This window comes from Streptomyces sp. NPDC051214 (assembly GCF_040682375.1).
Lineage (GTDB): Bacteria > Actinomycetota > Actinomycetes > Streptomycetales > Streptomycetaceae > Streptomyces.
The window spans coordinates 50655-77295 of sequence record NZ_JBFBAT010000023.1 but is presented as its reverse complement, the minus strand read 5'-3'; the positions used below and the strand labels follow the sequence as shown (position 1 = coordinate 77295).

General features: G+C 69.7%; 24 protein-coding genes. 15 read left to right on the top strand and 9 right to left on the bottom strand.

Annotated elements, in window-relative coordinates; genetic code table 11:
- The first annotated feature begins 239 nt into the window (after nt 1-239).
- Complete coding sequence (locus tag AB0M70_RS39635; RefSeq protein WP_365828256.1) at nt 240-1424, top strand: PP2C family protein-serine/threonine phosphatase; 1185 nt, start codon at nt 240-242, stop codon at nt 1422-1424.
- A gap of 39 nt (nt 1425-1463) precedes the next feature.
- On the opposite strand, the gene AB0M70_RS39630 is transcribed toward AB0M70_RS39635, so the two are convergent.
- Nucleotides 1464-2408, bottom strand: coding sequence for an SDR family oxidoreductase (locus AB0M70_RS39630; RefSeq protein WP_365828254.1), 945 nt, complete (start codon nt 2406-2408; stop codon nt 1464-1466).
- Nucleotides 2409-2676: 268 nt separating this feature from the next.
- Here AB0M70_RS39630 and AB0M70_RS39625 point away from each other — a divergent pair, with 268 nt between their 5' ends.
- The 3 genes from AB0M70_RS39625 to AB0M70_RS39615 all read left to right on the top strand — a co-directional run bounded on the left by AB0M70_RS39625 (nt 2677) and on the right by AB0M70_RS39615 (nt 5035).
- Nucleotides 2677-3516, top strand: a complete 840-nt coding sequence (locus AB0M70_RS39625) for a helix-turn-helix transcriptional regulator (protein WP_365828253.1) — start codon at nt 2677-2679, stop codon at nt 3514-3516.
- Between the two features lie 75 nt (nt 3517-3591).
- Nucleotides 3592-4188 carry a WHG domain-containing protein gene (locus AB0M70_RS39620; RefSeq protein WP_365828251.1) on the top strand — a complete coding sequence of 199 codons (597 nt, stop codon included), beginning with the start codon at nt 3592-3594 and terminating at the stop codon, nt 4186-4188.
- Nucleotides 4181-5035 (top strand): alpha/beta hydrolase, encoded by an 855-nt coding sequence (locus tag AB0M70_RS39615; protein WP_365828249.1) that lies wholly within the window; start codon nt 4181-4183, stop codon nt 5033-5035. The genes AB0M70_RS39620 and AB0M70_RS39615 overlap by 8 nt, the downstream gene beginning before the upstream one ends.
- Nucleotides 5036-5073: 38 nt before the next feature.
- Here AB0M70_RS39615 and AB0M70_RS39610 read toward each other — a convergent pair whose 3' ends face one another.
- Together AB0M70_RS39610 and eno are read right to left on the bottom strand one after the other, a co-directional pair.
- Nucleotides 5074-5883 carry a leucine-rich repeat domain-containing protein gene (locus AB0M70_RS39610; protein WP_365828247.1) on the bottom strand — a complete coding sequence of 270 codons (810 nt, stop codon included), beginning with the start codon at nt 5881-5883 and terminating at the stop codon, nt 5074-5076.
- Between the two features lie 70 nt (nt 5884-5953).
- Nucleotides 5954-7243 carry a phosphopyruvate hydratase gene (gene eno, locus AB0M70_RS39605; protein WP_365828245.1) on the bottom strand — a complete coding sequence of 430 codons (1290 nt, stop codon included), beginning with the start codon at nt 7241-7243 and terminating at the stop codon, nt 5954-5956.
- A gap of 169 nt (nt 7244-7412) precedes the next feature.
- Between eno and AB0M70_RS39600 the strand changes: the two genes are divergently transcribed.
- Nucleotides 7413-7853 (top strand): MarR family transcriptional regulator, encoded by a 441-nt coding sequence (locus AB0M70_RS39600; RefSeq protein ID WP_365828243.1) that lies wholly within the window; start codon nt 7413-7415, stop codon nt 7851-7853.
- Between the two features lie 11 nt (nt 7854-7864).
- On the opposite strand, the gene AB0M70_RS39595 is transcribed toward AB0M70_RS39600, so the two are convergent.
- Nucleotides 7865-9133, bottom strand: coding sequence for an amidase domain-containing protein (locus AB0M70_RS39595; protein WP_365828241.1), 1269 nt, complete (start codon nt 9131-9133; stop codon nt 7865-7867).
- 390 nt (nt 9134-9523) lie between these two features.
- Between AB0M70_RS39595 and AB0M70_RS39590 the strand changes: the two genes are divergently transcribed.
- The 5 genes from AB0M70_RS39590 to AB0M70_RS39570 all read left to right on the top strand — a co-directional run bounded on the left by AB0M70_RS39590 (nt 9524) and on the right by AB0M70_RS39570 (nt 12720).
- Nucleotides 9524-9955, top strand: a complete 432-nt coding sequence (locus AB0M70_RS39590) for an STAS domain-containing protein (protein WP_365828239.1) — start codon at nt 9524-9526, stop codon at nt 9953-9955.
- Nucleotides 9952-10644: a response regulator transcription factor gene (locus tag AB0M70_RS39585; protein WP_365828237.1), complete on the top strand. Its 693-nt coding sequence runs from the start codon at nt 9952-9954 to the stop codon at nt 10642-10644. Before AB0M70_RS39590 ends, AB0M70_RS39585 begins: the two co-directional genes overlap by 4 nt.
- A gap of 47 nt (nt 10645-10691) precedes the next feature.
- Nucleotides 10692-11756, top strand: a complete 1065-nt coding sequence (locus tag AB0M70_RS39580; protein ID WP_365828235.1) for a PAS domain S-box protein — start codon at nt 10692-10694, stop codon at nt 11754-11756.
- Complete coding sequence (locus AB0M70_RS39575) at nt 11753-12157, top strand: response regulator transcription factor (protein WP_365828233.1); 405 nt, start codon at nt 11753-11755, stop codon at nt 12155-12157. The genes AB0M70_RS39580 and AB0M70_RS39575 overlap by 4 nt, the downstream gene beginning before the upstream one ends.
- Nucleotides 12158-12246: 89 nt before the next feature.
- Nucleotides 12247-12720 carry an ATP-binding protein gene (locus AB0M70_RS39570; protein ID WP_365828231.1) on the top strand — a complete coding sequence of 158 codons (474 nt, stop codon included), beginning with the start codon at nt 12247-12249 and terminating at the stop codon, nt 12718-12720.
- Between the two features lie 74 nt (nt 12721-12794).
- On the opposite strand, the gene AB0M70_RS39565 is transcribed toward AB0M70_RS39570, so the two are convergent.
- Nucleotides 12795-14027: an FAD-dependent monooxygenase gene (locus AB0M70_RS39565; RefSeq protein ID WP_365828229.1), complete on the bottom strand. Its 1233-nt coding sequence runs from the start codon at nt 14025-14027 to the stop codon at nt 12795-12797.
- A complete protein-coding gene (locus tag AB0M70_RS39560; RefSeq protein ID WP_365828227.1) occupies nt 14024-15421 on the bottom strand; it encodes an MFS transporter in 1398 nt (465 codons plus the stop codon). Before AB0M70_RS39560 ends, AB0M70_RS39565 begins: the two co-directional genes overlap by 4 nt.
- Before the next feature lie 77 nt (nt 15422-15498).
- Here AB0M70_RS39560 and AB0M70_RS39555 point away from each other — a divergent pair, with 77 nt between their 5' ends.
- Nucleotides 15499-16140: a TetR/AcrR family transcriptional regulator gene (locus AB0M70_RS39555; protein WP_365828225.1), complete on the top strand. Its 642-nt coding sequence runs from the start codon at nt 15499-15501 to the stop codon at nt 16138-16140.
- A 113-nt stretch (nt 16141-16253) separates the two neighbouring features.
- Here the strand turns inward: AB0M70_RS39555 and AB0M70_RS39550 are convergent, their stop codons facing one another.
- From AB0M70_RS39550 to AB0M70_RS39540, 3 genes are all read right to left on the bottom strand, one after another.
- Nucleotides 16254-17861 carry an amidase gene (locus AB0M70_RS39550; protein ID WP_365828223.1) on the bottom strand — a complete coding sequence of 536 codons (1608 nt, stop codon included), beginning with the start codon at nt 17859-17861 and terminating at the stop codon, nt 16254-16256.
- Nucleotides 17862-18017: 156 nt separating this feature from the next.
- On the bottom strand, nt 18018-18968 hold the full coding sequence (locus AB0M70_RS39545) for an RNA-binding protein (RefSeq protein ID WP_365828221.1): 951 nt from the start codon (nt 18966-18968) through the stop codon (nt 18018-18020).
- Nucleotides 18969-19032: 64 nt separating this feature from the next.
- Complete coding sequence (locus AB0M70_RS39540) at nt 19033-19275, bottom strand: hypothetical protein (RefSeq protein WP_365828219.1); 243 nt, start codon at nt 19273-19275, stop codon at nt 19033-19035.
- 133 nt (nt 19276-19408) lie between these two features.
- On the opposite strand from AB0M70_RS39540, the gene AB0M70_RS39535 reads away from it, so the two are divergent.
- The 4 genes from AB0M70_RS39535 (at nt 19409) to AB0M70_RS39520 (ending at nt 26634) form a co-directional block, all read left to right on the top strand.
- Nucleotides 19409-21367 carry an acyl-CoA dehydrogenase gene (locus tag AB0M70_RS39535; protein ID WP_365828217.1) on the top strand — a complete coding sequence of 653 codons (1959 nt, stop codon included), beginning with the start codon at nt 19409-19411 and terminating at the stop codon, nt 21365-21367.
- A 127-nt stretch (nt 21368-21494) separates the two neighbouring features.
- A complete protein-coding gene (locus tag AB0M70_RS39530; protein WP_365828215.1) occupies nt 21495-21806 on the top strand; it encodes a CU044_2847 family protein in 312 nt (103 codons plus the stop codon).
- On the top strand, nt 21803-22633 hold the full coding sequence (locus AB0M70_RS39525) for a trypsin-like peptidase domain-containing protein (RefSeq protein ID WP_365828213.1): 831 nt from the start codon (nt 21803-21805) through the stop codon (nt 22631-22633). The genes AB0M70_RS39530 and AB0M70_RS39525 overlap by 4 nt, the downstream gene beginning before the upstream one ends.
- Nucleotides 22634-23652: 1019 nt before the next feature.
- Nucleotides 23653-26634 (top strand): BTAD domain-containing putative transcriptional regulator, encoded by a 2982-nt coding sequence (locus AB0M70_RS39520; RefSeq protein WP_365828310.1) that lies wholly within the window; start codon nt 23653-23655, stop codon nt 26632-26634.
- Nucleotides 26635-26641 lie beyond the last annotated feature (7 nt).

Below are 26641 nucleotides of genomic sequence, written 5' to 3'. Positions count from 1 at the left end.
CATGCACTGGATGTGTGAGCCTCACCTCCTCCTGACCAAGCGCCGACACGCACGCCTCTCTGGCCAATTTCGGGGGCAAAACAGCAGGTCACCGCGTCAGATGCACTGCGGGCGCACCCCGCACGCCACGCCGCGGGACCGGCCGGACGGAACAGGGCAGCGGTCGGGGCGTGACGAACTTCCTGGGTGAGATCAGCCAATCCCGGGGAAGGAGTGGCGACTAGACGATGGAGGTTGCCATGGATGGTAGAGATCTGGAACTGGGCGAGCTTTTGGCCGCCGCGGAGTCAGCGCCGCCCGGGGAGTCCGTCGGTGTCATAGCGCACGATCTGCGCAAGCGGTTCGGGGCGGACCGTGTGTCGTTCTTGTTCGTCGATCTCATGGAGCAGCAGCTCCTGCGCCTGAGCGCGCCCGCCGAGGGAGAGGCGACGGATGCCGCGGAGCGGCTCGATTTGCGGGGCAGCGTCTACGAGGCGGTGCTGCGCGACCAGCGCCAGCATGTGGAGCCGGACCGTCAGGGCGGACGGCGCGTGATCTCGCCGGTGACCAACCGCGGCGACTGCATCGGCGTGCTGGAGGTGAGCCTGCAGTACGCCGACGACGTCGTGCTCGGACAGATCCGCGAAGCAGCTCACGCACTGGCTTACATCATCGTCACGGACCGCCGCTTCACGGACCTCTATCACGCGGGCCGGCGCACCACCCGGACCAGTCTGGCCGCCGAGATCCAGCACCAGCTGCTGCCCTCGGCCTCTTGCTGCGAAGCACCACAGTTCACCCTCGCCGCGGGGCTGGTCCCGGCCGACGACATCGGTGGGGACACCTACGACTACACGCTCGACCACGACGCGCTGCATCTGTCCATCACCGATGCCATGGGCCACGACACCGACTCCGCTCTGCTGGCCACGTTGGTGATGGCCGCGTTGCGCGGTGCCCGCCGCTCCGGTTGCGACGCGCTGGAACAAGCCCGTCGCGCCCATGAGGCCTTGCTGGCCCACAACCGCGGGCTCGCCACCGGGCAACTGCTCTGCGTCCGCCTCGAGACGGGCACCTGCGAACTGATCAACGCGGGGCATCCCTGGCCCCTGCGCCTACGGGCAGGTTCCGCGGAGGTCGAGGAGGTCGAGCTGGCCATCAACCTGCCGTTCGGGGTGGCGTCTCCCGCCCCGTACCGGCTGCAGGAGCTTCAGTTGAGCCCGGGTGACCGCCTGGTCCTGCTCACCGACGGCATGCAGGAACGCGGGGCGTCGGCCGTCGATCTGGCCTCTCTGGTGCGCGAGACCCGCACCTTGCATCCCCGGGAGGCCGTTCGCACCCTGACGACAGCGGTCCTGGACGCCTGCCGCGGCAACCTCAAGGACGACGCCACCGTCATGATCCTGGACTGGCACGGCCCCACCGAGCCCGCTCCGGACGCATGAGCCGGCGCGGCAACCACGCACGAAGCGGCGGCGAGCTTCTCAACTGACCAGGAAGGGAACCCTCGTGAGCTCTTCGGAGATCTGCCAGACGCGCTGGGCTTCCTCGGTGCTGCGAAGGCGTGAGTAGAGCTTTTGCTCTGCGGGAGGGCCGCCCATGTGCCCGGGTCCGCGCGGCCCGTAGAACCCGCCGCGCTCGGCGTCGGGTGAGGTGGCGGCGTACAGGGCGGGGAGTTTCGCGGTGTGGACCGTCCCGACGATGATGCCGCGGGCAGACAGAGCCCGGATCAGGCGTACACCCATGGTGTCTTTGGCGCGGCCGACCTCCGGGCGGGCGGCGAGCAGGTTCGTCGGAGCGACCCCGGGGTGGGCGAGGTTGCTGGTGATGCCCCAGCCATGGGCCTGACTGCGCCGGTCGAGTTCGAGGCCGAAGAGACCGAGCGCGATCTTGGACTGGCTGTAGGCCTTCATGCCGTCGTAGGAGCGTTCCCAGTTCAAGTCGTCCCAGTTGATGGCGTTCTGATGGGCCGCGACGCTGATCTGTGAGGTCACGCGTGCCTGGCCGACGCGCAGCAGCGGCAGCAGGTGGGCCACCAGGGCGAAATGACCGAGGTGGTTGGTGCCGAACTGAAGCTCGAACCCGTCCGCGGTCGTCTGCCGGTCGGGCGGGGTCATGACGCCGGCGTTGTTGACGAGAACGTGGATCGGCCGGCCTTCTTCCCGCAGGGTCGCGCCGAGGGCTGCCACGGAGGCGAGTGAGGACAGGTCGAGTTCGCGCAGCGACACCTTCGCGTCTGGGGCCGCCTGGCGGATCGTGCGGATCGCGGCCTCGCCCTTGCGGGGATTGCGTACGGGCAGCAGCACCTCGGCCCCGGCCGCCGCGAGCCTTGTGGCGAGGCCGAGTCCGATGCCGTCGCTCGCTCCGGTGACGACGGCGCGCTTGCCGGACAGGCCGGGAAGGGTGATGTCGATGGTTGTGCGTGGCATGTGCCCACTCCTGAGGTGTGTGGTTGCCTCCACCGTCGGGCAGGACGGCGGCGCTGTGCAGGGCCGGTCGATCCACTGATCGGGAAGTCCTGGCTGGGGTTTCTTTCGCGGGCGGCTACGTCACAGAGCGCCGCGTACGTACCAAAGCCTCGGATGGCTCCGTAGGGGTGGCAACCCGTGAAGGGGGACTGACGATCCGTGGTTGTCGAGGTGCGCGGGCGGTAGACATGAGCAGGTACGCAGGCATGCACGGTGACGGAGGCGCGCGGTGATCGATCGGACCGGCCTTGCGGAGTTCCTGCGGCGTCGCCGGGAGTCGCTGCAACCCGAGGATGTGGGTCTTCCGCGCGGACAGCGCCGACGGACGAACGGGCTGCGGCGGGAGGAAGTGGCCGCGCTGTGCCACATGTCGACCGACTACTACGCGCGCCTGGAGCGGGAGCGCGGACCTCAGCTGTCCGAGCAGATGATCGCCTCCATCGCGCAGGGCCTCCACCTCTCCCTCGATGAGCGCGACCACCTCTTCCGGCTCGCCGGACAGAGCCCTCCCCCGCGGGGCGCGGACAGCGAGCACATCAGCCCCGGCCTGCTGCGCATCCTGGACCGGCTGCACGACACTCCCGCGGAGATCGTCACCGAGCTCGGCGAGACGCTGCGGCAGACCCCGCTCGGCATCGCGCTCACCGGCGACCTGACCCGCTACAGCGGCCCGGCCCGCAGCCTCGGCTACCGATGGTTCACCGACCCCGCCACGCGACAGCTCTACGCCCCTGACGACCATCCCTTCCTGACCCGCATGTTCGTCTCGGGCCTGCGCGGGGTGGCCACACTGCGGGGCCCCGGTTCCCGCGCGGCCCACTACGCCGACCTGCTGCTCGCCCAGAGCGAGGAGTTCCGTCAGGTGTGGAACGACCACGAGATCGGCGTCCGGCCTCACGAGGTAAAACACTTCGTCCACCCCGAGCTCGGGGAGTTGGAACTGACCTGCCAGACGCTGCTCGATCCCGACCAGTCGCATCTCCTTCTCGTCTACACCGCCGGCCCCGGCAGCCAGAGTTACGAAAAGTTGCAGCTGCTCTCCGTCATCGGAGCGCAGGAGCTGCGCTGACGCACCAGAACCGACTTGCCGTTCCTAGGGCTCCTAGGTTTATCCTAGGAGCCCTAGGAACGAGGTGGAGGGCACATGGTGCGGGCAGGGCTGACGCCGGAGCGGGTGACGCTCGCGGGCGCTGAGCTGGCGGACGAGGCGGGGCTCGACCAGGTGACCATGTCGCAGGTCGCCCGGCGGCTCGGCGTGAAGGACGCGAGCCTCTACACGCACGTGCGCGGCCTGGAGGATCTGCGCGGCCGCATCGCGCTGCTGGCGGCCGACGAGAAGACCATCCGTATCGCGGAGGCGACCGCCGGCCGCTCGGGCAAGGACGCGCTGGTCGCCTTCGCCAACGCCTGGCGGGAGTACGCGCACAAGCATCCGGGCCGCTACATGGCGACCCAGACCCAGATCCAGATCGATCCCGAGCTCGCCGCGAAGGCGCCCGGCCCTCGGCGCGCGGTCGAGCTGACCTACGGCATGCTGCACGGCTACGGCCTGACCGAACCCGACCTGACCGACGCGGTCCGGTTGCTGCGCAGCACCTTCCACGGGTTTGTCGCCCTGGAGGCCGCGGGCGGGTTCGCACACCAGCGTTCGCCGCAGCAGTCGTGGGCCCGCGCCCTCGACGCCCTGCACACCCTCCTGGAGCGCTGGCCCCATTCCGAGAAGGAGACTCACCATGGCTGACCCGACCACCGGCACCCTGCGCGTGGACGGCGCAACCCTGCACTACGAAGTGCGCGGCCAGGGCCCGCTGTTGCTGCTGATACCCGGAGGATCGGGCGGCGCGGCCTCCTTCGACGAGCTCGCCGACGACCTGGCCGTCGAATACACCGTGGCCACCTACGATCCGCGCGGCATGTCCCGAAGCACGCTGGACGACCCCGAGGCCGAGCAGAGCGTGGCCGAACACGCCGACGACGCCTTCCGCCTGCTGGAACTGCTGTCACCCGGTGAGCCCGCCCGGGTGTTCGGCTCCAGTTCGGGCGCCATCGCGGCCCTGCATCTGCTCACCACCCGCCCCGAGCATGTCCGACGCGTCGTGGCGCACGAGCCCCCGACGGTGACGGTGCTGCCGGACGCCTCCACTCATCTCGCCCTCATAGCCCGCGTGCAGGAGGTGTTCCGCACGCAAGGGCTCATGCCTGCGATGAACGTGTTCGCCGCGGGACTCAAGAAGGACGGCGACGCCGCCCCCGGCACCGACACCGTTGAACCCAAGGCCGAGATCAAGCTTCCGCCGCAGGCAGCGGCGAGGGCTGAACAGACCATGGCCAACCTGCCGTACTTCGTCGGCCGCATCGTTCCCAGCTTCATGCCCTACACGCCGGACCTGCACCGGCTGGCAGAGCTGTCGGATCAGCTCGTGCTCGCCGCAGGCCAGGACTCACGAGGCGAGCTGGCCTACCGCCCGGCCGCGCTGATGGCCGAGCGCCTCGGCACCGAACTCCTGCACTTCCCCGGCGGGCACACCGGCCTGACCACGCATCCCGCCCAGTTCGGCGAACTCCTTCGCAAGGCATTCAGCGGCTGAGGCCACGGGGCCGGACAGCCCGACCGGCTTCTGCCAGGTCAGTCCTCGTCAGACGACGGCTGATCGACTCGGCCGCCCTGGTGCGGCGTCGCGATGTAGTCGTCAGCGCCCCTGGGCAGCGCGGCGACACACGCCGATGAGCAGGCGTTCACCAGCAGGGGCAGTACGTCGGTGGCCACCCGCAGTGAGATCCACCTCTGGTGGAGTTCGGCAGGCCCGATCGGGCCGTCGCAGACGCTGCATCCATGGAGGGCCGTGACGCCCCGGCGTCGGGGGTCCAGGTTGCCCGGGTCGAGGTCCGTGCCGGAGTCCTCCGCAGGCTGCAACCGCGGGAAGGGTGGCCGCAGCTTGTAGTTGCCGAACAGCGCACGCGTGCTCACCGTGCTGCGCGTCAACCTGGCGCACCGGGTGAGTTCGTAGGGGAACCAATGCAGCCGGTAGGAGGTGTAAGGGGTGAACTCCTCCAAGTTGGTCATGCCCCCGATCTGGGGCGGGATCCGGACGAGGTTGCTGCCGTAGAGCACGAGATGCTTGACCGCTGTCAGCCGACCGATGCTCGATGGCAGGGTGACGATCTGCCTCCGCTCCTGCGGGCTCAACTCCACCAGGGGACGGAACTCCTCCCGCCCGTCGGCGACGGCTTCCTCGACCAGCTCAAGCAGACGTCGCCAGCCCGGCGCGGAGGTGTCCTGGCGCTCGGCGTGAAACCCGACCCGGGCTCGCGGAGCCGGCCTGGACTGGTTGAGGCACGAGCAGGCGTCCTGGCGCCCTCCATGCCCCTCCGCACCCGGACCTGACGTGTCACCCCAGCGGTTCACGAAGAGTTGCGGCTCTCTGTCGTTTGTCATGGCGCAACGGTACGAGGGCCGACGCAATACGCCCGACCGATTATTCGGGTCCGGCGCCGACTGACCGGGCTCACGCAGCGGCGTATCCGTACACCGCCGACTCCCCCAACTCCTCCTCGATTCGGATGAGTTGGTTGTACTTGGCCGTGCGGTCCGACCGGGACAGTGAACCCGTCTTGATCTGCCCGCATCCCGTGGCCACGGCCAGGTCCGCGATGGTCGTGTCCTCCGTCTCGCCGGAACGGTGCGACATGACCGCCGCCCAGCCGGCCCGTCGCGCGGTGCTCACCGTTCCCAGCGCCTCGGTCAGCGTGCCGATCTGGTTGACCTTGATCAGGACCGCGTTGCCCACCCCGGTACGAATGCCTTCCCGTACCAGCGCTTCGTTGGTGCAGAAGACGTCGTCGCCGGTCAGCTGGCACCTCGTTCCGACCCGCGCGGTCAGCTCGCGCCATCCGTCGTGGTCGTCCTCGGCCATCGGGTCCTCCACCGAGACGATCGGGTACGCGTCGATCAGCTTGGCGAAGTAGTCGACCTGCTCGGCGGGCGTACGCCGCACCCCCTCCCCCACGTACTCGTAGGCACTGCCCCGGTAGAACTCCGACGACGCCGGGTCCATGACGAGACCGATGTCCGCGCCGGGCCGGTACCCGGCCCGCTCGATCGCGGCCATGACGAAGTCCAGCGCCTCCTCGGCCGTACGCAGCGCGGGCGCGAAGCCGCCTTCGTCGCCGACGGCGGTGGAGTGGCCCGCGGCCAGCAGGTCGCGCCGGAGCGTGTGAAAGACCTCGGAGCCCATCCGGACGGCCTCCGCGAAGGTGGCCGCACCCACCGGCGCGATCATGAACTCCTGGAAGTCCAGCGGATTGTCGGCGTGGGCGCCGCCGTTGACGATGTTCATCATGGGCACCGGAAGCACGCGGGCGTCGGCCCCGCCGAGATAGCGGTACAGCGGCTGCCGGTGCGAGAGGGCGGCGGCCTTCGCCGTGGCCAGGGAGACCCCGAGCAGGGCATTGGCACCGAGCCGCGCCTTGGTGGGGGTGCCGTCGAGCGCGACGAGCGCGGCGTCGAGTCCGGCCTGGTCGTCGGCGTCGCGCCCGGTGACGGCATCCGCTATCTCGCCGTTCACGTGGGCCACGGCCCGGTCGACGCCCTTGCCGTGCCACCGCTGGGGGTCGTCGTCGCGCAGCTCGACCGCTTCGCGGGCTCCGGTGGAGGCGCCGGAGGGCACTGCGGCACGCCCCAGTGATCCGTCGGCGAGGACGACGTCGACCTCGACGGTGGGGTTGCCTCGACTGTCGAGGACGGTGCGGGCGGTGACGGTGCGGACGCTGGTCGGCTCAACTGCAGGTGCGGGCATGGGAGTTCCTCCCTTTGTCGCCTGTCGGGCCGTGGCTGCGACGGCACTGGCGCTCAGCCCGACGCGACAGACACTACAGCATTGCTGTTCAGTTTTGCTGTTCAGTTCAGCTGTTTAGCCTTGCTGTTCAGTTCCGCTGCGTGACGGCCGGTCCGGGTTAAAGTGCCCTATGCCCACCTCGCAAGCCGCCGCCGTCGCCGCCGAACTGCGCACCGCGATGGGCAAGCTCACCCGGCGCGTGAAGCACGAGGACCGGATCCCGCACGGCCAGGTCGCCGTCCTCGGCGTCCTGGACCGCGACGGCGCCATGACCACCAGCGACCTCGCGACCGACCAGCGCGTACGCCCGCAGTCGATGGCCCGCGCGGTCGGCCTCCTCCTCGAACAGGGCCTGCTCACCCGCACCGCCCACCCCACGGACGGGCGCAAGACCCTGCTCGGCTTGTCCGACGCGGGCCGGGCCGCGCTGGAAGCGGAACGCGGCCGCAGGGCCGGCTGGCTGGCCCAGGCCATCGAGGCCGAACTCACGGATGAAGAGCGGGAGTTGCTCGCGCGCAGCGCAGCCCTGATGGAGCGACTGGCTGCTCGCCAAGGCCTGTCCGAGCGCTGAGGGCCGCGATCTCAGCCCGTGTACGAGTCCTTCACGTGCACGGGGTGCAGAATCACCGCACGCCCCTGGCCGCCCATCCCGCCGCCTGGTTCCACCCGCGGCGGCGTAGCGGTGGCGATCTTGATGCCGATGCTCAACGGAACGTTCTTGCGGTGCGGGCTGTGCTGCGAATACGTCGGCTCGGTGAAGCCGAGTTCCGTGAAGGTGCCGCTGATGACCATCGCATGGTCGATGTGACCGTCGAAGCGTCCGTTCGGGTCCCAGTCCGAGAACAGCAGATCACCCGGCCGAAGCTTCCAGATGTCGTTCGTGTCGCCCGGCAACCCGGCCTTCCACGCCTGACCGCGTGCCGGATCGGTCGCATACCTGTGGAGCGAACGCGCTTGGGTCCACGTGCGGGACGCCCCCCGGATCCCACTGACGTTGCTGCTCCACACGAGCGGGTCGGCCGGGTCCTGGAACCAACCCTTGCCATGCTTCATGGGCCAGCCGCCGGCGTGCAGGACCTGCGAGGCGAAGTTGGCGCAGTCGTTGTCGAAGTGGTCGTAGTCGGGGTTGTGCGCGTCCTGGGTGAACGTCATACCGAAGGACGTTTTCCGCCACTGCCCCGACCATTTGTTGGCGTACGCCGCGGCTGCGGCCCGGTTGTAGGTTCCCGCCCGTGGCCCTGCGCTGCGCCGCGGCCCCTTACCGCGGTCCGGCTTGTCCGGCGCCTGGATGCCGTCCGTGCTGGGCACGGGCGCGTACGAGACGCGCGTCAGCTTCCACTTCCGCCCGTCATGGCGCAGACGCACGGTGTACGTGTCGCTGAGCTCAGTCGCCTTGAGCGCCCTGTCGTTCCAGGCCAGGTACGTGCCGGTGGTAAGGGTGGCCGTCGCCGTTCCTGTGGCGGCCCGCTCGGAGAAGTCCACCCGCTGATCGGGCCCGAACCCCGTGCGCACCTTCACCGCACGCAGCCCCCGCTGCCCTGCCGCTTCGTCTGCGATGCGGGCGAGGGATCGGGCCACAAGGAGGGGCTGAGCGCCGACGCTGCCCCTACTGGACCTGCTACCACTACTGCCGCCACCGGACTGTCGTGCCGCGAGCAACCCCGTCTGTGACGTGAGCCAACCCTTGTCACGCGCGATGAAGTACTGCTTGACCAGCCCGAGCACCTGCTCCCTCCGCACCTCGGCGGAACCGCCGACAGGGGCATCGGCCTGCCCCGACGGAGCAGTGAGGGCGGCGGCCAGCAGCACCGCCCCGGCAACGAGAGCACCACGCCGCACCAGAGGGCGCATATTTCCTCCTTGGGACCAGGGCCTTGTCGGCCCGTCACAAGCTAAGGGCGCGCGCTTCCGACTCCGCGGCAGGCGTCACCAGGGATCGCCCGATCAGCCCCAGGGCGAAGACCGCCGGGCAACTCCACGGCTTCCGCGCCCACTTCGGGTCTGCCCTGCCACTCGGCGGCCGCATGGCTCACGGCATCCTCCGACGTCAACCTCCGCTGACGCGTGTTGACTTCCGCGCCTAGTGCAGATTCACTAGAGCTCAACTGATGCCCTCGCACTATGAGGCTATGAGGTAGTGATGCCGCAGCTGACAGCAGGAGAAGCCTCCGCGGGCAGGGATCGTGGGATCGCACCGCGCTCGCACGCGCCGCACAAGAGCACGGAGAGGTGCGGAACGCTGTGACCTTCCCCCCCTTCACCTCGCATGCCGTCGTTGATTCCGGCCACGCCCGGGTGACGCTCGCCGGTGAACTCGACTTCGACACCGCACCCTGTGTTCTCGAAGCGGTCGACTCCTGCCTGGCCGAGCGGCCGACTGGCTTCTGCCTCGATCTGACCGGCATCTCCTTCTGCGACTGCGCCGGTCTGAACTCCCTGCTGACGGCGCGGCTTTCCGTCCTCCAGGCAGGCGTGGAGCTTCTCGTCATAGGGGTCGGAGTCCAGTTGGAGCGGCTTCTCGCGCTGATCGGGGCCGACGGCATCTTCACCGAGGGCAGCACCTTTACGGACGCGGAGGCGGAAGCCGCCCTCTGCGCCTCCGATACGACCGCACGCCGCCGCGACACCGAGGCGGCCGCCGACAAGTCGCTGCTCCGGGACCTTCTGGCATGATCGTGCAGTCCGCCACCTGCAAGGATGCACCAATGCCCTCGTCTCCCCCGCACAGCCGTCCGATCAGAATCCTGTTGGTGGAGGATCACGACATGGTGGCCGAGGCCATCCGCCTCGCCCTGGAGCGGTCGCCCGATCTGCAGATCGTGGGCCACGCGGCGTCGGTGGCATCGGCGCTGGCCGACGCGGAGCGATGTGAACCTGATGTCGTGCTGATGGACCGGCGCCTGCCGGACGGCGACGGGGTCGCCGCCATCACCGACCTGCTGGCTCTCAGACCGAAGGCGCGGGTACTGGTCCTGGCGGGCGAGGGCAGCGCATCGGTGGCCGCGCGCGTCGCGGAGACGGGCGGGGCCGGCCTGATCCTGAAGGCCCGCGGCCTGAGCGAACTGGAGGACGCCGTTCGCCGGGTGGCAGCGGGTGAGGTGGTGTTCAGCCAGGAGCTGCTGGGCGACGTACTGGGACGGCTGGCCGGCAGAACGCCGAGCCTCGGCGCGAACCTGACCCCGCGGGAGCGGGAAGCCCTCCAGCTGCTGGGCCAAGGGCGCAGCACCAGCGAGATCAGCGATCAGCTGGGCGTCGCTCTCAACACCGGACGCAACCACGTCCAGCGGGTGCTGGAAAAGCTGGGAGCGCGTTCCCAGCTGGAAGCCGTGACGATCGCGCGCCGTGAAGGGCTCCTTTCGTGACACAGGAGCCGCGACAGCAAAGGCGCGCGCGCAAGCAAGCGGCTCCGATGACGGAAGCGGCGTTCACCCTGCTGGTGCAGGGCGTACTGGACTACGGCATCTTCATGCTCGACCCGCAGGGCCACATCATCAGTTGGAACGCGGGAGCGGAGCGGATCAAGGGATACCGCGCCGAAGACATCGTCGGACAGCACTTCTCCGTCTTCTATCCGCCCGAGGACCAGGCCTCCGGCAAGCCCCAATGGGAGCTGGAGACCGCCGTGGCCGACGGCAGACTGGAGGACGAGGGGTGGCGCGTCCGCAAGGACGGCTCCCGCTTCTGGGCGAACGTGGTCATCACCGCCCTGTGGGACGAAAAGGGCGTACTACGGGGGTTCGGCAAGGTCACGCGTGACATGTCGGAGCGGCGGGCCGCGCAGCACGCCCTCAGCGAGCGTCGGCGCTTGTTCGATCACCTGGTCCAGGCACAGGAAACGGAACGACGCCGCATCGCGTGGGATGTCCACGACGACTCCATCCAGGCCATGGTCGCCGTCGCGATGCGGCTGGAACTACTGGCGGATCGCGTACCGGATTCGTTCGCCGCGGAACTGCAGCGCCTTGACACATCGGTGCGCGAGGCGATCGGCCGCCTGCGCAGTCTGACCTTCCGGCTGCATCCGCCCGGGATCGACAGGCATGGTCTGGTCGACGGCCTCTCCAGCCACCTGGCCGATGTCGTGGGATCCTCCTGGGGCATGCCCTACTCCTTCGAGCACCAGCTGGATCATGAACCTTCCCCCGAGACCGCCATCACCATCTTCCGTATCGTCCAAGAGGCATTGCTGAACGTGCACAAACACGCGCGCGGGAGCAAAGTCGACGTCCACGTCGCGTCCGCCGACGGGGGCATCGTGACGCGCGTCGTGGACGACGGAACCGGCGCCCCGGTCGCCCGCGACGGCGCCCGTGATCACTTCGGGATCATCGAGATGCGGGAAAGAGCCGAAACAGCCGGCGGCTGGTGGTCCATACACAGCCGACCCGGCACAGGCACGACCGTCGAGTTCTGGCTACCGAACCACCTTCCGACTCCCCCACCACCCGCGCCATCCCCGGACGACGCGCCGTGACCGCGGCGAGTCCCGCGGACGGCTGCCCCCGTGCACCGCTCAGCGTCGTCCTCTGTGATGACAACGCGCTGCTCCTGGAGACCCTGAGCGAGGTCGTCCAAGCACAGCCCGACCTGAAGGTCGTGGGCACCGCGTGCGACAGCGAGGAGGCGTTTCGACTCGCCTCTCGTCTTCAACCGGACCTCGTCGTCCTTGATGTCCGCTTCCCCGGCGGCGGCCCCGCTGTCGCCAGAGGCATCGCCCAGTGTTCACCGGCCAGCCGCATCGTGGCGTTCTCCGCGTATGACGACAAAGCCTCCATCGAGCAGATGAAGAACGCGGGCGCTCTTGCGTACGTACTCAAGGGCGCCAGCAACAGGGAACTCCTCGCAGCTCTGCGCCGAGCGGCACAAGTACGCTGAGCCGACGCCCCCCGCCGGGCGGATTAAGCGCAGTTATGGGGGTAGTCGGCCCGCATAGGCCGAGCTGATCGAGGAGCAAGGCGGACTGCATGGATCAGACAGCGGGCGAAGACGGCCAGCCGACGACAGACAACGGCTCCGTGTCGGTCTCCCAGCTGTTCGAGGGCAGCGAGGGGATCGCACACGCACGGCATCTGGCCCGAAACTTTTTGACAGACCTACGATCCGTTCACGGGCTCCCCGTGACCACTCAGGCCATGGGGATGGTGGAACTGGTGGTCAGCGAGCTGGTGACCAACGCACGCAAATACGCGCCGGGACCGTGCCTGCTCGCCCTCGCGGTGCAGGGCGCCAACATCGAGGTCACCGTACGGGACAGCAACTCCGCGCTTCCCGCGGTCTCGGCGCCGGATCCAAGCCGCCTGGGACAGCACGGCCTGGAGGTCGTGCAGGCCGTGTGCCACAAACTCCAGGTGGAGCGCGAACCGTCGGGCAAGCGCATCACCGCGGTTCTCGGCCTGGCCGATGACCTGGACGGGAGTCCGGCCGACCGCCACGTATGACCTGCCCCGCCTGCTCAGGGCGCACGATTTCTTGACGCACTGTTCTTGGCGCACGGTTCTTGGCGCACGGTGCGTCACCTCATGGGCATGACTTCGGGCAGGGTGAGAGCCGAGTGCGCCCCTCGACCCCGCTTCGCGGGCATCGTGCTGAGGTTGCGCAGCATGTCGTTGCGCCGGGCGAGGGCGCGCGTCGTGGTGGGGAAGAGTGTGGCCTCACCCTTGCCGATCTGCCCCTGGTTCGCGGTCACGAACGCGCGGGTGCTGCTCTCGTAGGCGGCGAGCCCCGAGGCGATGTCCCGGTCGGCCAGACAGGCGGCGAGCATGTACGCGCCGACGAGCGCGAGACTGGTGCCTTGTCCGGTGAGGAACGAGGGTGCGTACGCGGCGTCGCCCACCAGCGCGACCCGGCCGCCGGACCAGCGCGGCATGCGGATCTGGCTGACCATGTCGCAGAACAGGTCGTCCGCGTCGTCCAGGGCGGCGACCATGCCCGGCACCTCCCACCCCGCGCCGGCGAAGGCCGAGGCGATCAACTCCCGCTGCGCTCCCGGACCTTGGAAGGTGTCGAAGGGCGGTTCCGGTCGGGCGAAGTTCAAGAAGGCGTGCACGTCGGCCGTGTCCTCCACGGCGTAGAGAGCGGCGGCTCTGCCCGGGGTGTTCCACATCATGATCTCGTGGGAGAGGCCGAAGGTGTTACGCATGGTGAACACGGCGAAGCAGTACCCGAGGTAGCGGTGGAACTGCTCCTCGGGGCCGAACACCAGCTTGCGGGTAGCGGAATGCAGGCCATCCGCGCCGACCACCATGTCGAACGTACGCCTGCCGCCCCCGCGAAAAGTGACGTCGACCCCGTGGCCGGACTGGTCGAGGGCCTCGATGGAGTCGTCGAACAGAAATTCCACGTCGTCACGGACCGCCGCGTACAGAGCGTCGGTCAGATCCCCGCGCCGTACCTCGATGTCCTCTCCCGCGACACCGCCGGCGACGGCGTGCGGGTTGATCGCGGCCACCTTGCCGCCATCTGCGTCCAGGAAGGTGATCCGGCGCGTGTCGATGTGCGCGTCCCGCAGCCGGGGCAACATCCCCATCCTCCGGACGACTTCCAACGCGGTGCCGCGTACGTCGATGGGGTAGCCGCCGCTGCGTGGTGTGGCCGCCTTCTCCACCACTGTGACCGCGTATCCGCGCCGGGTCAGCCAGTAGGCGAGGGCGGGACCCGCGATGCTGGCCCCCGATATCAGGACCTTGCGCCGCGGGGACGTACGGCCACCGGCCTGACTGCCCGTCAACTGATCGGTGGGGGTCATCGCTTGGCTCCCTTGTTCATGGTGCGGACGACGAGGAGGGACAGTGCCGTGACGATGCCGGCGACGACGAAGCCGGTGACGAAGGCCGATTCGGCCGGGTCGTCCATACCGGGGCGAGTTCCTGCCGTGAGGATGGCGCCGGAGATCTGGGCGCCCGCGGCGAAGCCGATCACGCGCGTCACCAGGACCAGGCTGGTGGCGGTGCCGGTGTTCTCGTGATCGACGGAGGTGGCGGTCCTGACGACCATCGCCGTGATGCAGACACCACTGGCCAGAGCGATCAGCGCCTTGCCGACGATAAGCTGCCAGACCTCGGCGTGCAGGAACGCCAGGGCGAGCAGCGTGGCCGTCATGACGCTGATTCCTGCTGCGACCACGGCACTTGAGCCAAAGCGCCGCGCCGCGGCCCCGCCCAGTGGCCCGCTGATCGCCCCCGCGATGGCGCCGGGCAGCAGATACCGTCCGATGTCGGTGGAGTCGGCCCCGAAGCCGTAGCCGGCGGCGGACACGTCGAACAGCTGCGGAACGAGATACATCGACACCGAGGTGCCCACGCAGACGGCGAAGGTGACGACGTACGAGCTCCAGATCGCGGGCTTGGCCAGCAGGTGCAGATCGACCATGGGCGAGGGCGACCGGCGTTCGACGGCGACCCATCCGGCCACCAGGACGGCCAGGAGGACGACGAGGGCGGCAAGGGCGAGCGGCCGGCTGCCGACCTCGGGCGCCATCGAGAGTCCGAGCATGAGGGTCAGCAGTACGCCGCTCAGCAGGGCCAGGCCGGGCCAGTCGATCCTGGCGTCCGTGCGGGCCGGCGGATCATCCGGCATCAGCCTGTGGACGGCCAAGGTCGCCGCGACGACCGCGATCGTCGGTATCGCGAACATCCAGTGCCGGGACAGCCCTTCGGCGATGGGGCCGGCCATCAGCGTTCCCAGCATGCCCCCGCCCACGAACAGGCCGCTGACCACCCCGATGGCCACCTGGGACTCTCCGGTCGAGAGGTGCTTGCGCACCAGGATGAAGGAGAGTGGCATCGCGCCGACCATGGCGCCTTCCAGTACCTGCCCGAGCAGCAACACCGGCAGGTTCGGTGCGAGCGAGGACACCAGACCACCGGCCGCGACCACCGCCATCAGCCGGAGCATGACGCGTTTTCCGCCGTGGCGGTCACCGAGGTTGCCCGCGACGGGCGTGACGAGCGCGCCGGTGATGAGCAGGGTGACGCTGAGAAGTGCCCCTTGCGCGCGGCTCATTGATAACTCGCGTTGTAACAGCGGGAGCGTCGGTGTCACCACCGACTCCAGGGCTCCGGTGGCGGCCGCCAGTGCACCGAGAGCCGCTATCGCGGCTTTCCCGACGCGGACTTGGGGGCCCAGGGTGGTGATGGTCATGAACTTCCCTTCGGCAGCAGCTCTCCTGACTCAGAATTACACTACACGGTGTAGTAAAGTCGAGTTAAGATACGGCCATGCCAACCACGAAGACACTGCGCGAGGGGTCCACGAAGAAGCGGGCCGCGATCCTCTCCGCGGCCCGGGAACTGTTCCTCGCCGACGGCTTCGACCGCACCAGCGTCGACGCGGTCGCCGCTCGGGCCGAGGTGTCCAAGCGGACGGTCTATGACTACTTCGGCGACAAGCAGACGCTGCTGCAAGCAGTCGTCGACGGCGTCGGCCAGTCACTGATCACCACGATCCGGCGCATCCTCGACGACACTCTCACCGACCCCTCGGAACTCACCGAAACGGCCGACCTGGAGGACGTGCTGGTCACGTTCTCGATGCGGATCGCGACCGACATGCTCGGTTCAGCGGAGTACGCCACACTGCAGCGACTGGTCCGGACGCAGGCCGGCCAACTGCCGGACGGCGGCGAGAACTCCATGGCCGACGCCCCCGACGAGGCACTGGCCGAGCGGTTCGCCGCGCTCGCCGAGGCCGGCCTCCTCGACGCCCCCGACGCCCGCCTCGCGGCCGACCAGTTCATCGCGCTGACCTTCAACGTCGCGCTCAACAGATTCGGTTCGGCCAACGCCGCGGAGGACCCACGGGTCCGGCCCCTCATCGTCGAGGGAGTGCGGACCTTCCTGCGCGCCTACCAGGCCAAGTAGGCGCGCAGTCGTGCCCCTGCGGGTCCTTCACAACCGGCCGCGCATCCTGGCCGGCCTCGGGCGGTGTCACCGGCATCATTCTCAACGTGGGCGTCGGGTTCGCCCCCGCCCGGTCACTTCTGCCCGCCGGCCCCGAGCGTCGGCAGGTAGCGCGGTGCACGCCAGGCCTTCAGGCGGTCCTCCACCGCGGCCCCCAGCGACAGGAGCCCGGCGTCCTGGTGGTCGCCGGCCATCAGGAGCAGGCCGACCGGCAGTTCGTTCACGGACCCGGCGGGCACCGAGAGGGACGGGTATCCGGCCACGGCTGCCGGGGTGGAGGAGGGGATGACGTCGTTGTCGCCGCGCGCGCAGTCGGTGGTCCAGGCGGGCGGGTTCGTGGGCGCGGCGATGGCGTCCAGACGGTGAGCGGACATGGTCTCGTCGATGGAGCGCCGGGAGAGGTCCTTCAGTTCGGCGCGCATCGCCCGGTACTCGGGGTCGGTGGTGGGCGGCGCGGCCAGGGCCTGCTCGAACAGCTCCTGTCCGGCGAAGCAGGTCTGTTCCTCGGGGTGGGCGCGGTTGAATTCGATCAGCTCGGCGAGGTCGCGGGGCCCCTTGCGCGTGCCGAGGTAGGCGTCGATGTCCCGGTGGAACTCAGTGAGCAGCGCCGGGAATTCGAGTTCGGCCAGCCGTGCCTGATACGGGGGTGTCACCTCGACGACCACGGCTCCGGCCTTGCGCAGCTTCTTGGCCGTACGGGTCATCACGGCGTCCACGTCCGGTCCCAGCGAGGGCAGGCGCCACAGGCCGATCCGCTTGCCACGGAGGCCGGTGCCGGGGAGGTCCGCAAGAGGGCCGGTGCGGGCGTCGTCACCACGCGCGTCCTGGCGCTCGCTCAGCACCGACAGCGTGAGCGCGGTGTCGATCACGTTGCGCGCCATGGGTCCGGCCGTGTCCTGCTCGGCGGAGATCGGCACCACGCCTGACTGGCTGACCAGGCCGAGACTGGGTTTGTGGCCGACGACACCGTTCATCCCGGCCGGGCACACGATGGAGCCGTCCGTCTCGGTGCCGATCGCCACCTGCGACAACGAAGCGGCGAGTGCGGCGGCGGAACCGGAGGACGATCCGCACGGATTGCGGTCGAGCACGTACGGGTTCTTGGTCTGGCCGCCCACCGCCGACCACCCCGATGTCGGCTTCGCACCACGGAAGTTGGCCCATTCGGACAGGTTGGTCTTGCCGAGAATCACCGCCCCGGCCTTCCTCAGCCGGGTCACCAGCGCGGCATCGGTGTCGGGCGGGCTCCCGGCGAGCGCGAGCGACCCGGCCGTCGTCGGCATGTCACGGGTGTTGACGTTGTCCTTGAGGAGGACAGGGATACCGTCCAGGGGACCGAGGGGCTTTCCACGTCGGTGGCGTACGTCGCTGGCGGCTGCCTCCCGCAGGGACGTCGGGCTGGTGCGCAGGACCGAGTGAATTTTGGGATCGACGTGTGCGATGCGCCGCAGGTAGGCCTTGGTCAGCGTCGCCGAGGTCAGCGACCCCTCCCCCATGCGCGCCTGTAACTCCGGGATCGTCACGGTGTCCAGGTCGACCCCGGAAACGCGAGCCGACCCGGTCGGCGGTGAGGAACTCTCGGCAGGATGCCCGGCGCTCTGCGCACCGGCATGCGATACGCCCGTCAGAAGGGACCCCGCGACAAGGGCGGCGGTCATTGCGGCAATGCTCTTCTTCCCCATGCGGGCCAGCGGACTACAGCAGCCACGTCTGGCGCAAGGGTGCCGAAGGCTCACGTAGTTCACGAGCTGAGAATGCGTGGTCGACCGGGTCGCGCCGGCTGCGTCGCCCACGCGGGCCGGCTCACCCTGCTGTCAACAAATCACCAGATCACCAAGTCACCACGTGGCGCGCAGCACGCCGTCGCTGTCGGGCAGGGCGGCGCAGAGCAACGGGTGGTGGTCGTCGAGGTCCATCGGCAGGGCACAGGCTGCCCGCATCCCGGCGGCCAGGGCGGCGAGCTCCTGGTACTCGCTGTCGTCGACGATCACGTGACTGATCGTCGAGTCCTGCGCCTCCCAGACGAACACCACCGTTCCCTCCTCGGGCAGCGCCGCGAGAACCGCGCCGACAGCGGGGTCCAGGTCGGGCCAGACGGTCAGCAGGGCGCGCGGGCTGAAGCCGGCGCGCACCTCGTCGAGGTTGTCCGCCGTGAGGCGGTGCCAGCGTGCTGCGTTGCGGACGAAGGCCTCTTCGAGGAGCACCGTCTGCCGTGCGGCAAGCTCCATGCGCACACGCGCCCAGAAGTCCTCGTCGGCGGCCTGCGTCACTTCGTGTTCCTCGGCCTCTGCCGCGTAGGGCGAGGCCGCCATCGGCTCGGCGAAGAGACCGAGTTCGCGCGTATGGGCCACGGCGTCCGCGCAGGGCCGGTCGGTGCCCACGTACACGTACTGGTCCCACCCGACATGCACGGTGAACACGTCCCCCACCTCCAGCCGACACCAGGCGCCCTGGTCGCGCAGCATGGCCCGGACCAGCTCCAGAGCGACCGGAAGACAAATCTCGGCCCCGTCGTGATAGCCGGTGAGGTCGGGCGGAAAGAGCCCGGCGAGGCCGTGCCCCTCCGTCGGCGGCTCCAGGCCGAAGTGAACGAAGCCGGTGATTGCGGGCTCGCGCATCTCCAGCCGGTCGATGCCCGAGGCCTCCGCGAAGGCGGCGATGGCCGCCAGATACGCCGCCTCGACCGGCCCGTGGTCGCTGGCTGTGTCCTGCGTACCGGTGTAGTGCCCGCGCTCGTCGCGGTCGGCGGGGTCGTACTTGGTGATCCGGTGGACGAAGGCCGGCGGCACGCTGCTCCTTGGACGGTGGGGCCTCCAGCCTAATGACGAACAGGGCCGTACCGGACCGCTCCGCTCAGCTGCACTGCCAGGTGAACATCGCCCGGTCGAAGCGGCGTTCGGCCAGGTCCGCGGGGCGGATGAGCCACCCGGACGGGAGATGCGGCAGACCACCGAGCCTGCCCACCACGGGGTCCGCTCCCGCAGCCGCCTCGAGCCGGACCCCCGGACGGAACAGACTCACCCATCGCTCGGCGACGTCGGAGGGCAGGTGTCGGTGAGCGAGCGTGCTCAGGGCCTCGATCGAACCAAAGGTCATACGCCCGATCATGCACCGCCCCACTGACAAGGGCGCCCCTTCGGCGGCTTCGCCCATCGGGCGTCCTCACGGCGGCAGCGCAGATGGACCAGGCGACCGATTTGATCCGCTTACGCGCGGGTAGCAGGGCGACATGGTCACCGAAAGCTCTGCCTCCCCCAGCGGCTACGCGCAGCCCACCATCGACATCCAGGCTCTCACCGAGCTGCTCGACGGTGAGTACGCCGAGGTCCGCGATCTGGTTCGCACCAATCTGACGACGTACGCGGGCGTCCTGGACGAAGCGGAGGAACTCGGCTTCGACGAGTTCCGCGAGCGCGTGCGGGAGCTTGTCGTCGAGATGGCGGCGACGGGCCAGACGGGCATGGGCTTTCCGAAGGAGTACGGCGGAGGCGGCGACATCGGTGCGTCGATCGCCGCGTTCGAGACGCTCGCCTTCGGCGATCTGTCGGTGCTGGTGAAGGTCGGCGTGCAGTTCGGGCTCTTCGGCGGTGCGATCTTGCACCTGGGCACCCAGCGTCACCACGAGGCCTATCTGCCGCGCCTGATCACCGGGGAGCTGATGGGGTGCTTCGCGATGACCGAGACCGGACACGGCTCCAATGTCCAGGCCCTTGGCACGGTGGCTCGGTACGACGCCGACAGCCAGGAGTTCGTCATCACCACCGGCGGCGACGAGGCCCGCAAGGACTACATCGGCAACGCGGCCCGGCACGCCGAGCTGGCGGTCGTCTTCGCCCAGCTCGAGGTGGACGGCAAGCGCGAGGGCGTGCACGCGTTCGTCGTGCCGGTCCGCGTCGACGGTGAGGTGGCCCCCGGCGTACGGATCGAGGACGACGGCCGCAAGATGGGTCTCAACGGCGTGGACAACGGCCGCATCTGGTTCGACGGCGTACGCGTGCCACGCGAGGCGCTGCTCAACCAGTTCGCCGACGTCACTCCCGAGGGCGCCTACCAGAGCCCGATCGACAACCCCGACCGCCGCTTCTTCACCATGCTCGGCACGCTGGTGCAGGGGCGGGTCAGCGTCGGCGGTGGCGCCATCAACGCCAGCAAGGTGGCCCTGGCGATCGCCACCAAGTACGCCGTGCGCCGGCGGCAGTTCCAGGCCGCATCGGACACGGAGGAGCAGGTGCTGCTCGACTACGGCATGCACCAGCGCCGCCTGCTCCCGCTCATCGCGCGCACTTACGCGCTGCACTTCGCACAGGACGTCGTCCGCACACAGCTGCACGAAGTCTTCTCCGGGGGCGGTGACGACGAGCTCGCACGCCGCGAACTGGAGGCACGGGCCGCGGGCACCAAGGCCCTGGGCACCTGGCATGCCACCCGCACGATCCAGGAGTGCCGCGAGGCGTGCGGGGGCGCCGGTTACCTCGCCGTGAACCGCTTCGCCGCCCTGAAGGCCGACAGCGACGTCTTCGCGACGTTCGAGGGCGACAACCACGTGCTCCTCCAACTGGTGGCGAAGGGCTTGCTCACTCACTACGCCAGCGAGTTCGAGAACCTGGACCAGCTCGGCATGGTCCGCTACGTCACCAACCTCGCCGTGGAAACGGTCATCGAGAAGACCTCGGCCCACAAACTGCTGGAGCGGGTACGCGACCTGCTGCCCGGCGGCGACGAGTGGGACCAGGAAGCGGGCCTGCTCGACTCGGAGTATCAACTGGCCATGCTCCGCTTCCGCGAGGAGCACATGCTCGCCGGCGTCGCACGCCGCCTCAAGCGCGGAATGGACCAGAAAACCCACCCCGGTGTCGTCTTCTCACAGGTGCAGGACCACGTCATCGCGGTGGCCCACGCCCACGTGGAGCGGCTGGTGCTCGAAGCCTTCGTGGACAAGATGCGCCGGTTGCCCGACGGCGACAACAAGGTCGCACTGGGGCTGCTGTGCGACCTCTTCGCCCTCTCCACCATCGAGGCCGACCGCGCCTGGTTCATGGAACACGGCCGCCTGACGACACAGCGCTCCAAGGCGATCCGCCGCGAGGTCAACGACCTGTGCCGCAAGATCCGCCCCCTCGCGGCCGACCTCGTCGACGCCTGGGGCATCCCGCCGCAGCTGCTGCGGTCGCCTGATCTGGTGGGGTGACCGGGCCGCAGCTGTGGCGGACCCTTGCCGCTGCGTCGCCTCACGCGCTTTGATGGGGGTGATCGATCCGCCGGACGGGCCGGTCAACTGCCGGACGGGGCAACGAAGTACGGGGGCGACGCGGTACATGAATCACGTCAGGGTGGAGACGGTGGCGCTCGACGCCGTCGGCAACAGGCAGATCGCCAGCCGGACCCGGACGACGTCGCCGCTCGCCGAGCGTTCGGCCGAGGTGGAGGAGGCGATCGTGCAGGCGTCCACGATCGCGCAGACGGCCCTGGCACAGGCTCCCGCCCGGGACGGCTGGCAGGTCTCCTCGATGGAGGTCACCTTCGGCCTGACCCTTGCCGCCGAAGCCGGGGTCATCCTCTCCAAAGCGTCGGCGGAGGCATCGTTCGAGGTCACCCTGACCGTGGAGCGGACCTCTGGTACGCCATGACCGGCGCGACGGGGGCGGACTGCTGGGTCGATCTGTTTCAAGGGCAGCAACGCCTCGGCGGAGGCTTCCTGCTGACGCCCCGATACGTCCTTACCGCACTGCACTGTCTGCGGGGGCTGAGCGCGCCCGATCGCAGCGTGCGCATCGTCCTGTCCGACGGCAGCCTGATCGAGGGGCAGGTGTGCCGGCAGGACGAGAGCGCCGACCTGGCGCTGATCGAGATCGGGACACATCACTACGTACCGCTGACAATGATCAGGAAGGCCGGACGTGCCCTCGTCGGCGGCCGCTGGGAAGGGCCCTACCGGCCTGGTCTGGACGAGGCGAAGCTGCGCGGCAACATCGACGCCCAGTCCCACGACTACGCGTGTCAGGGCGGAGCAGCCATCGAGGCGCTGCAGTTGACGGTGGATCAGGTCCTGGGTGACTACTCGGGCTACTCCGGCGGGCCGGTGGAGAGCGCCTCCCAGGAGCACGAGCCCGTCGTCGTGGGCATCCTTCTGGAGCAGAGCCTCGACCGGGCCGACGGCCGGCGCGCGGCCAACGTCCTGTTCGCCGCGACCATCGCCGAGGCCGTCTCCCGCTTCGACCATCTGCAGCTGTCCCACCTGATCGACGTGCTGCGCCCGCCCGGCCCATCGGGCGAGCAGCGGGCCGAGGCGGTCAAGGACGTCGCCGTCACCAACGGTGCCAAGGTCGAGGAGTGGTTCCACCGGCTCCAGCAGTGGGCCGAAGCGGGAGAGATGGACGCGTCCCAGATAGCCGAGCTGAAGTTCATCGCGGCGCGGCGCGCCATCGAGAGCGACTTCGAAGGGGGTGGCCGGTGAGCACGGCGTGGCAGTCGGCCATCTCACGGGCGGAGAGCGCCCTGGCAGGAGGGACCGCGCCCCTCACCGAGATCACCGGTGCGGTGGACGACCTGCGCAGCGATCCTCGTGCGCTGTTCGCCCCGGCGGCGGGCAAACACTTCGCCTACCTCTGCGCCCTGCTCGACGCGCTGGATCTCGGGGACCAGTCCTCGACGCTGGTGGATCAGGTGGCGAACAGCGCTCTGCGGGATCCCGAGCTGCGGCGTCTGGACAGCACCGTGCGCAATCAGCTCGCCGTCACCCTGGCGAACCGGGGAAAGCTGTCGGCGGCCTCGGTGTTGCTGGCCTTCGACCACGACCTGGGCTCGCGCGCGACCACCGGGATCGCGGCCGCTCGTACGCTGGCGAACCTGGCAGCGGTCAAGATGCGCAAGGGGGATCACGAAGAGGCCATCGCCGCCGCCCGGCACGCGCTGGACACGGCAACCGGGGACGAGGGCCCCGAGGCCCGGCTCAACGTGCGGGTGCTGGCGCTCACGATCCTCACCGAGGGTGTACGTCAGCAGGGCGCGATCGCCGATGCGGACGAACTGCTCCGTGAACTGGAGCAAGCGGTACGTCAGTTGGTGGGCGTTCTCGGCGAGAGCCATCCCAGATCGCTGTCCGCCGTGGTGGCCCTGGCGTCGGCCGAATTCGAGTCGGCACGCTCAGCCGGCGCACGGCAGCGGATGGAAAGGGCAGCCGACGTCCTTGCCGTCATGGCCCAGAAGACCTCGGCGACGCTCGGCACCCACCACCCGCAGTCACTGTCCTCCCTGCGCACCCTGACCGGCACCGAGTTCGAGGCGGCGCAGGTCCTGGGGCCCGCACAGAGAGTCGAGGACGCCGGCGCCATGGTCCGGGCCACCGCCACACTGAGCGAACGCACCCAGACCGCCCCCTCCGTCGAACCGCGACGAAGCCTGCGCACGCCGCTCACCCGCGTCGCCGAACAGCGGGCCACCCCGCCGCCCGCGCCCGTGGTGCAGAGGGGCCCCATCCAGTTCGAACCGCCCCGGGTGCACGAGCGCGGACACCCCGCCGACACCGTGCGCTTCTCCGTGCTCGGCCCCGTACGGGCCTGGCGCGGCACGGAACAGCTGCCGACCGGCTCTCCACAGCAACGCGCGCTCCTGGCCGCGTTGTTGCTGCGCGACGGGCGGGTAGCGACCGCTTCCGAACTCATCGACGCGATCTGGGGCGACTCTCCCCCCTCTCCGGCCCTGGCAGCGGTACGCACGTATGCCTCGCGCCTGCGCAAGGCCTTTCCTCCAGGGCTGCTCGCGAGCATCTCGGGCGGCTACGCGATCAGGCTTCCCGTTCCCGCCGAGGCATTGGACCTCGCGGCGGCCGAGCACCTGTGGTCCGAGACCCAGAAGGCGCGCACGGCGGGTGAGCGCAGCAGGGCCCGCTCGCTGCTGGACACCGCCTTGTCGCTGTGGGACGGCGAGCCGCTGGCCAACGTTCCCGGCCCCTACGCGGAGACACAGCGCACACGCCTTGAGGAGTGGCGGTTGCAGCTCCTGGAGACACGCATGGACCTGGACCTCGAGCTCGGACACCACGGGGCCGTGGTCTCCGAGCTCACCGCACTGACAGCGCAGCACCCCCTGCGGGAGCGGCTGCGGGAGCTGCTGATGCTGGCGCTCTACCGCGCCGGACGCCAGGCCGAAGCCCTCGCCGTGTACGCCGACACCCGGCGCCTGCTCACCACCGAACTGGGCATCGACCCGCGCCCCGAACTGCGCGAGCTGCAGATGCGCATCCTGCAGGCCGACACGGACCTGGCCGGGCCCGTGGCGCCCGCGCGCGAGTCCACGACGATGGCGGTGCGCCTGGATCAACTCCCCGCCACCGTCCCCGACTTCACCGGCAAGGACGCCTTGGTGGCCGAGCTGAGTCAGGCGTTGTCCTCCACCGAACGCCGCGGCATGACCGTCTCGGCCCTGGCCGGTATCGGCGGAGCGGGAAAGACGACACTCGCGGTCCACGTGGCGCACGGGCTCAGAGCGTCCTTCCCGGACGGTCAGCTCTTCGTGGACCTGCAGGGCACCGGAGCACGGGCAGCCGACCCCGAAGCGGTCCTGGGCACGTTCCTGCGCGCCCTCGGCACCCCCGACTCGGCGATCCCGGACACGCTGGAGGAACGCCAAGCCCTGTACCGCTCCATCCTCGCCGACCGCCGGATCCTCGTACTCCTGGACAACGCGCGGGACGTGGCGCAGGTCAAGCCACTGCTGCCGGGCTTCGGCAAGTGCGCGGCGCTGATCACCTCGCGGGTGCGCATGGTGGACCTGCCCGCGGCCCATCTGGTCGACCTGGATGTGATGTCCCCCGAGGAAGCGCTGTTGCTCTTCAAGCGCATCGTGGGTGCGGAACGCGTGGCCCCCGAACGGCACGCGGCGCTCGATGTGGTCGCGGCGTGCGGGTTCCTGCCCCTGGCGATCAGGATCGCGGCCTCCCGCCTGGCCGCCCGCAGGACCTGGACGGTCTCCGTGCTCGCCGCGAAACTGGCGGACAAGCGGCGGCGGCTCGACGAGCTCCAGGCCGGCGACCTCGCGGTCAAGGCGACCTTCGAACTCGACTACGGGGCGCTCGAGCCCGCGCAGGCCCGGGCATTTCGACTCCTGGGCCTGGCCGACGGCCCGGACATCTCACTGTCCTCTGCGGCCGCGATGCTCGACCTGCCGCTGGAACCGACGGAAGACCTCCTGGAGTCGCTCGTCGACACGTCGTTGCTGGAGTCGGCGGCACCCGGCCGCTACCGCTACCACGACCTCGTGCGGTTGTACGCCCGTGCGTGCGCGGAGCGCGACGAACTGCCGCCCAGCCAACGGGCCGCCGCACTCTCCCGGCTGCTCGACTTCCACCTCGCGTCGGCGTCGCAGGCCTACGCACGGGCCCACCCGGGCGACACGACGGTCGGGTACTTCGCACCCACGTACAACGCGGGCCTGAGCTTCGGTGACGATGCCACCGCCCGCGCCTGGCTGCATTCGGAGTCCGACTGCGTCCTCGCCTGCGTCCAGCAGTCCCTGACGCCCGATTCCCTGGGCCGCAGCGTGGACCTGCTCCTCGCGGCCAAGGAACTTGCCGAGCCGGGCGCCAACCCCGGACTGTACGAATCCGTGGCGGCCGCCGTGTGTACCGCCGCCCGCGACGCCGGGGACGTGCGGGCCGAGGGGCGGGCCAGAACGGCGCTGGCCGGTGTACTGCTGCTGTCCGGCCGCCTGGAGGAGGCGGACGAGGAGGCTCGGCGCGCCGTGCGGCTCGCCGAGGAGAGCGGCGACCCGCTGCCCCAGTGCTGGGCCACCCACGACCTCGGGCTCATCGCGATGCACGCGGGCCGGCACGCCGAAGGGGAACGGTATCTGCGGCAAGCCGTCGACACCTTCCGCGCGCTCGGAAACCGGGCCGGCGAGGCCGACGCCCTGGGCAACCTGGCCCGCGTGCACCTGGCCACGGGGCACTCCGCCGGCGCCGTCGAACTCGCTCGGCGCGCTCTCGCCATGCACGACGACATGGGGCTCCGGGTGCGCGGCGCCCACGCCCGCTACGTACTCGGCCTGGCCTACACCAGGACCGGACAGTACGACGACGCCACGTTCGAACTCCGGCTGGCCCTGGAGGTGTTCAGGGCTCAGCACGAGCAGACCTGGGAGGGGCAGACCCTCTTCCGGCTCGCCGAGGTGCACATGGCCAGGGGCCGCTTCGCGGACGCCGCGGCCGACGCGGAGCTGGCGCTCTCCCTCCTGACCGGCCCCGGAAGAGCCCGGCACCGCGCCGGCGTGCTCACCCTCCTGGGCCGCGCGCTCAACGGCATCGGGCATACGGACCGGGCCCGCGCCTGCTGGGAGGAGGCACTGACCCTGTTCGACCAGCTGGGCTCCGCGGCGACCGAGGAGACGGTGGCATGGCGTCGCCAGGCGGCGGCTCACCTGCACGGGGCGGGCACGACCAGGTGGTCCGGGGAACCCTGAGCCGTCC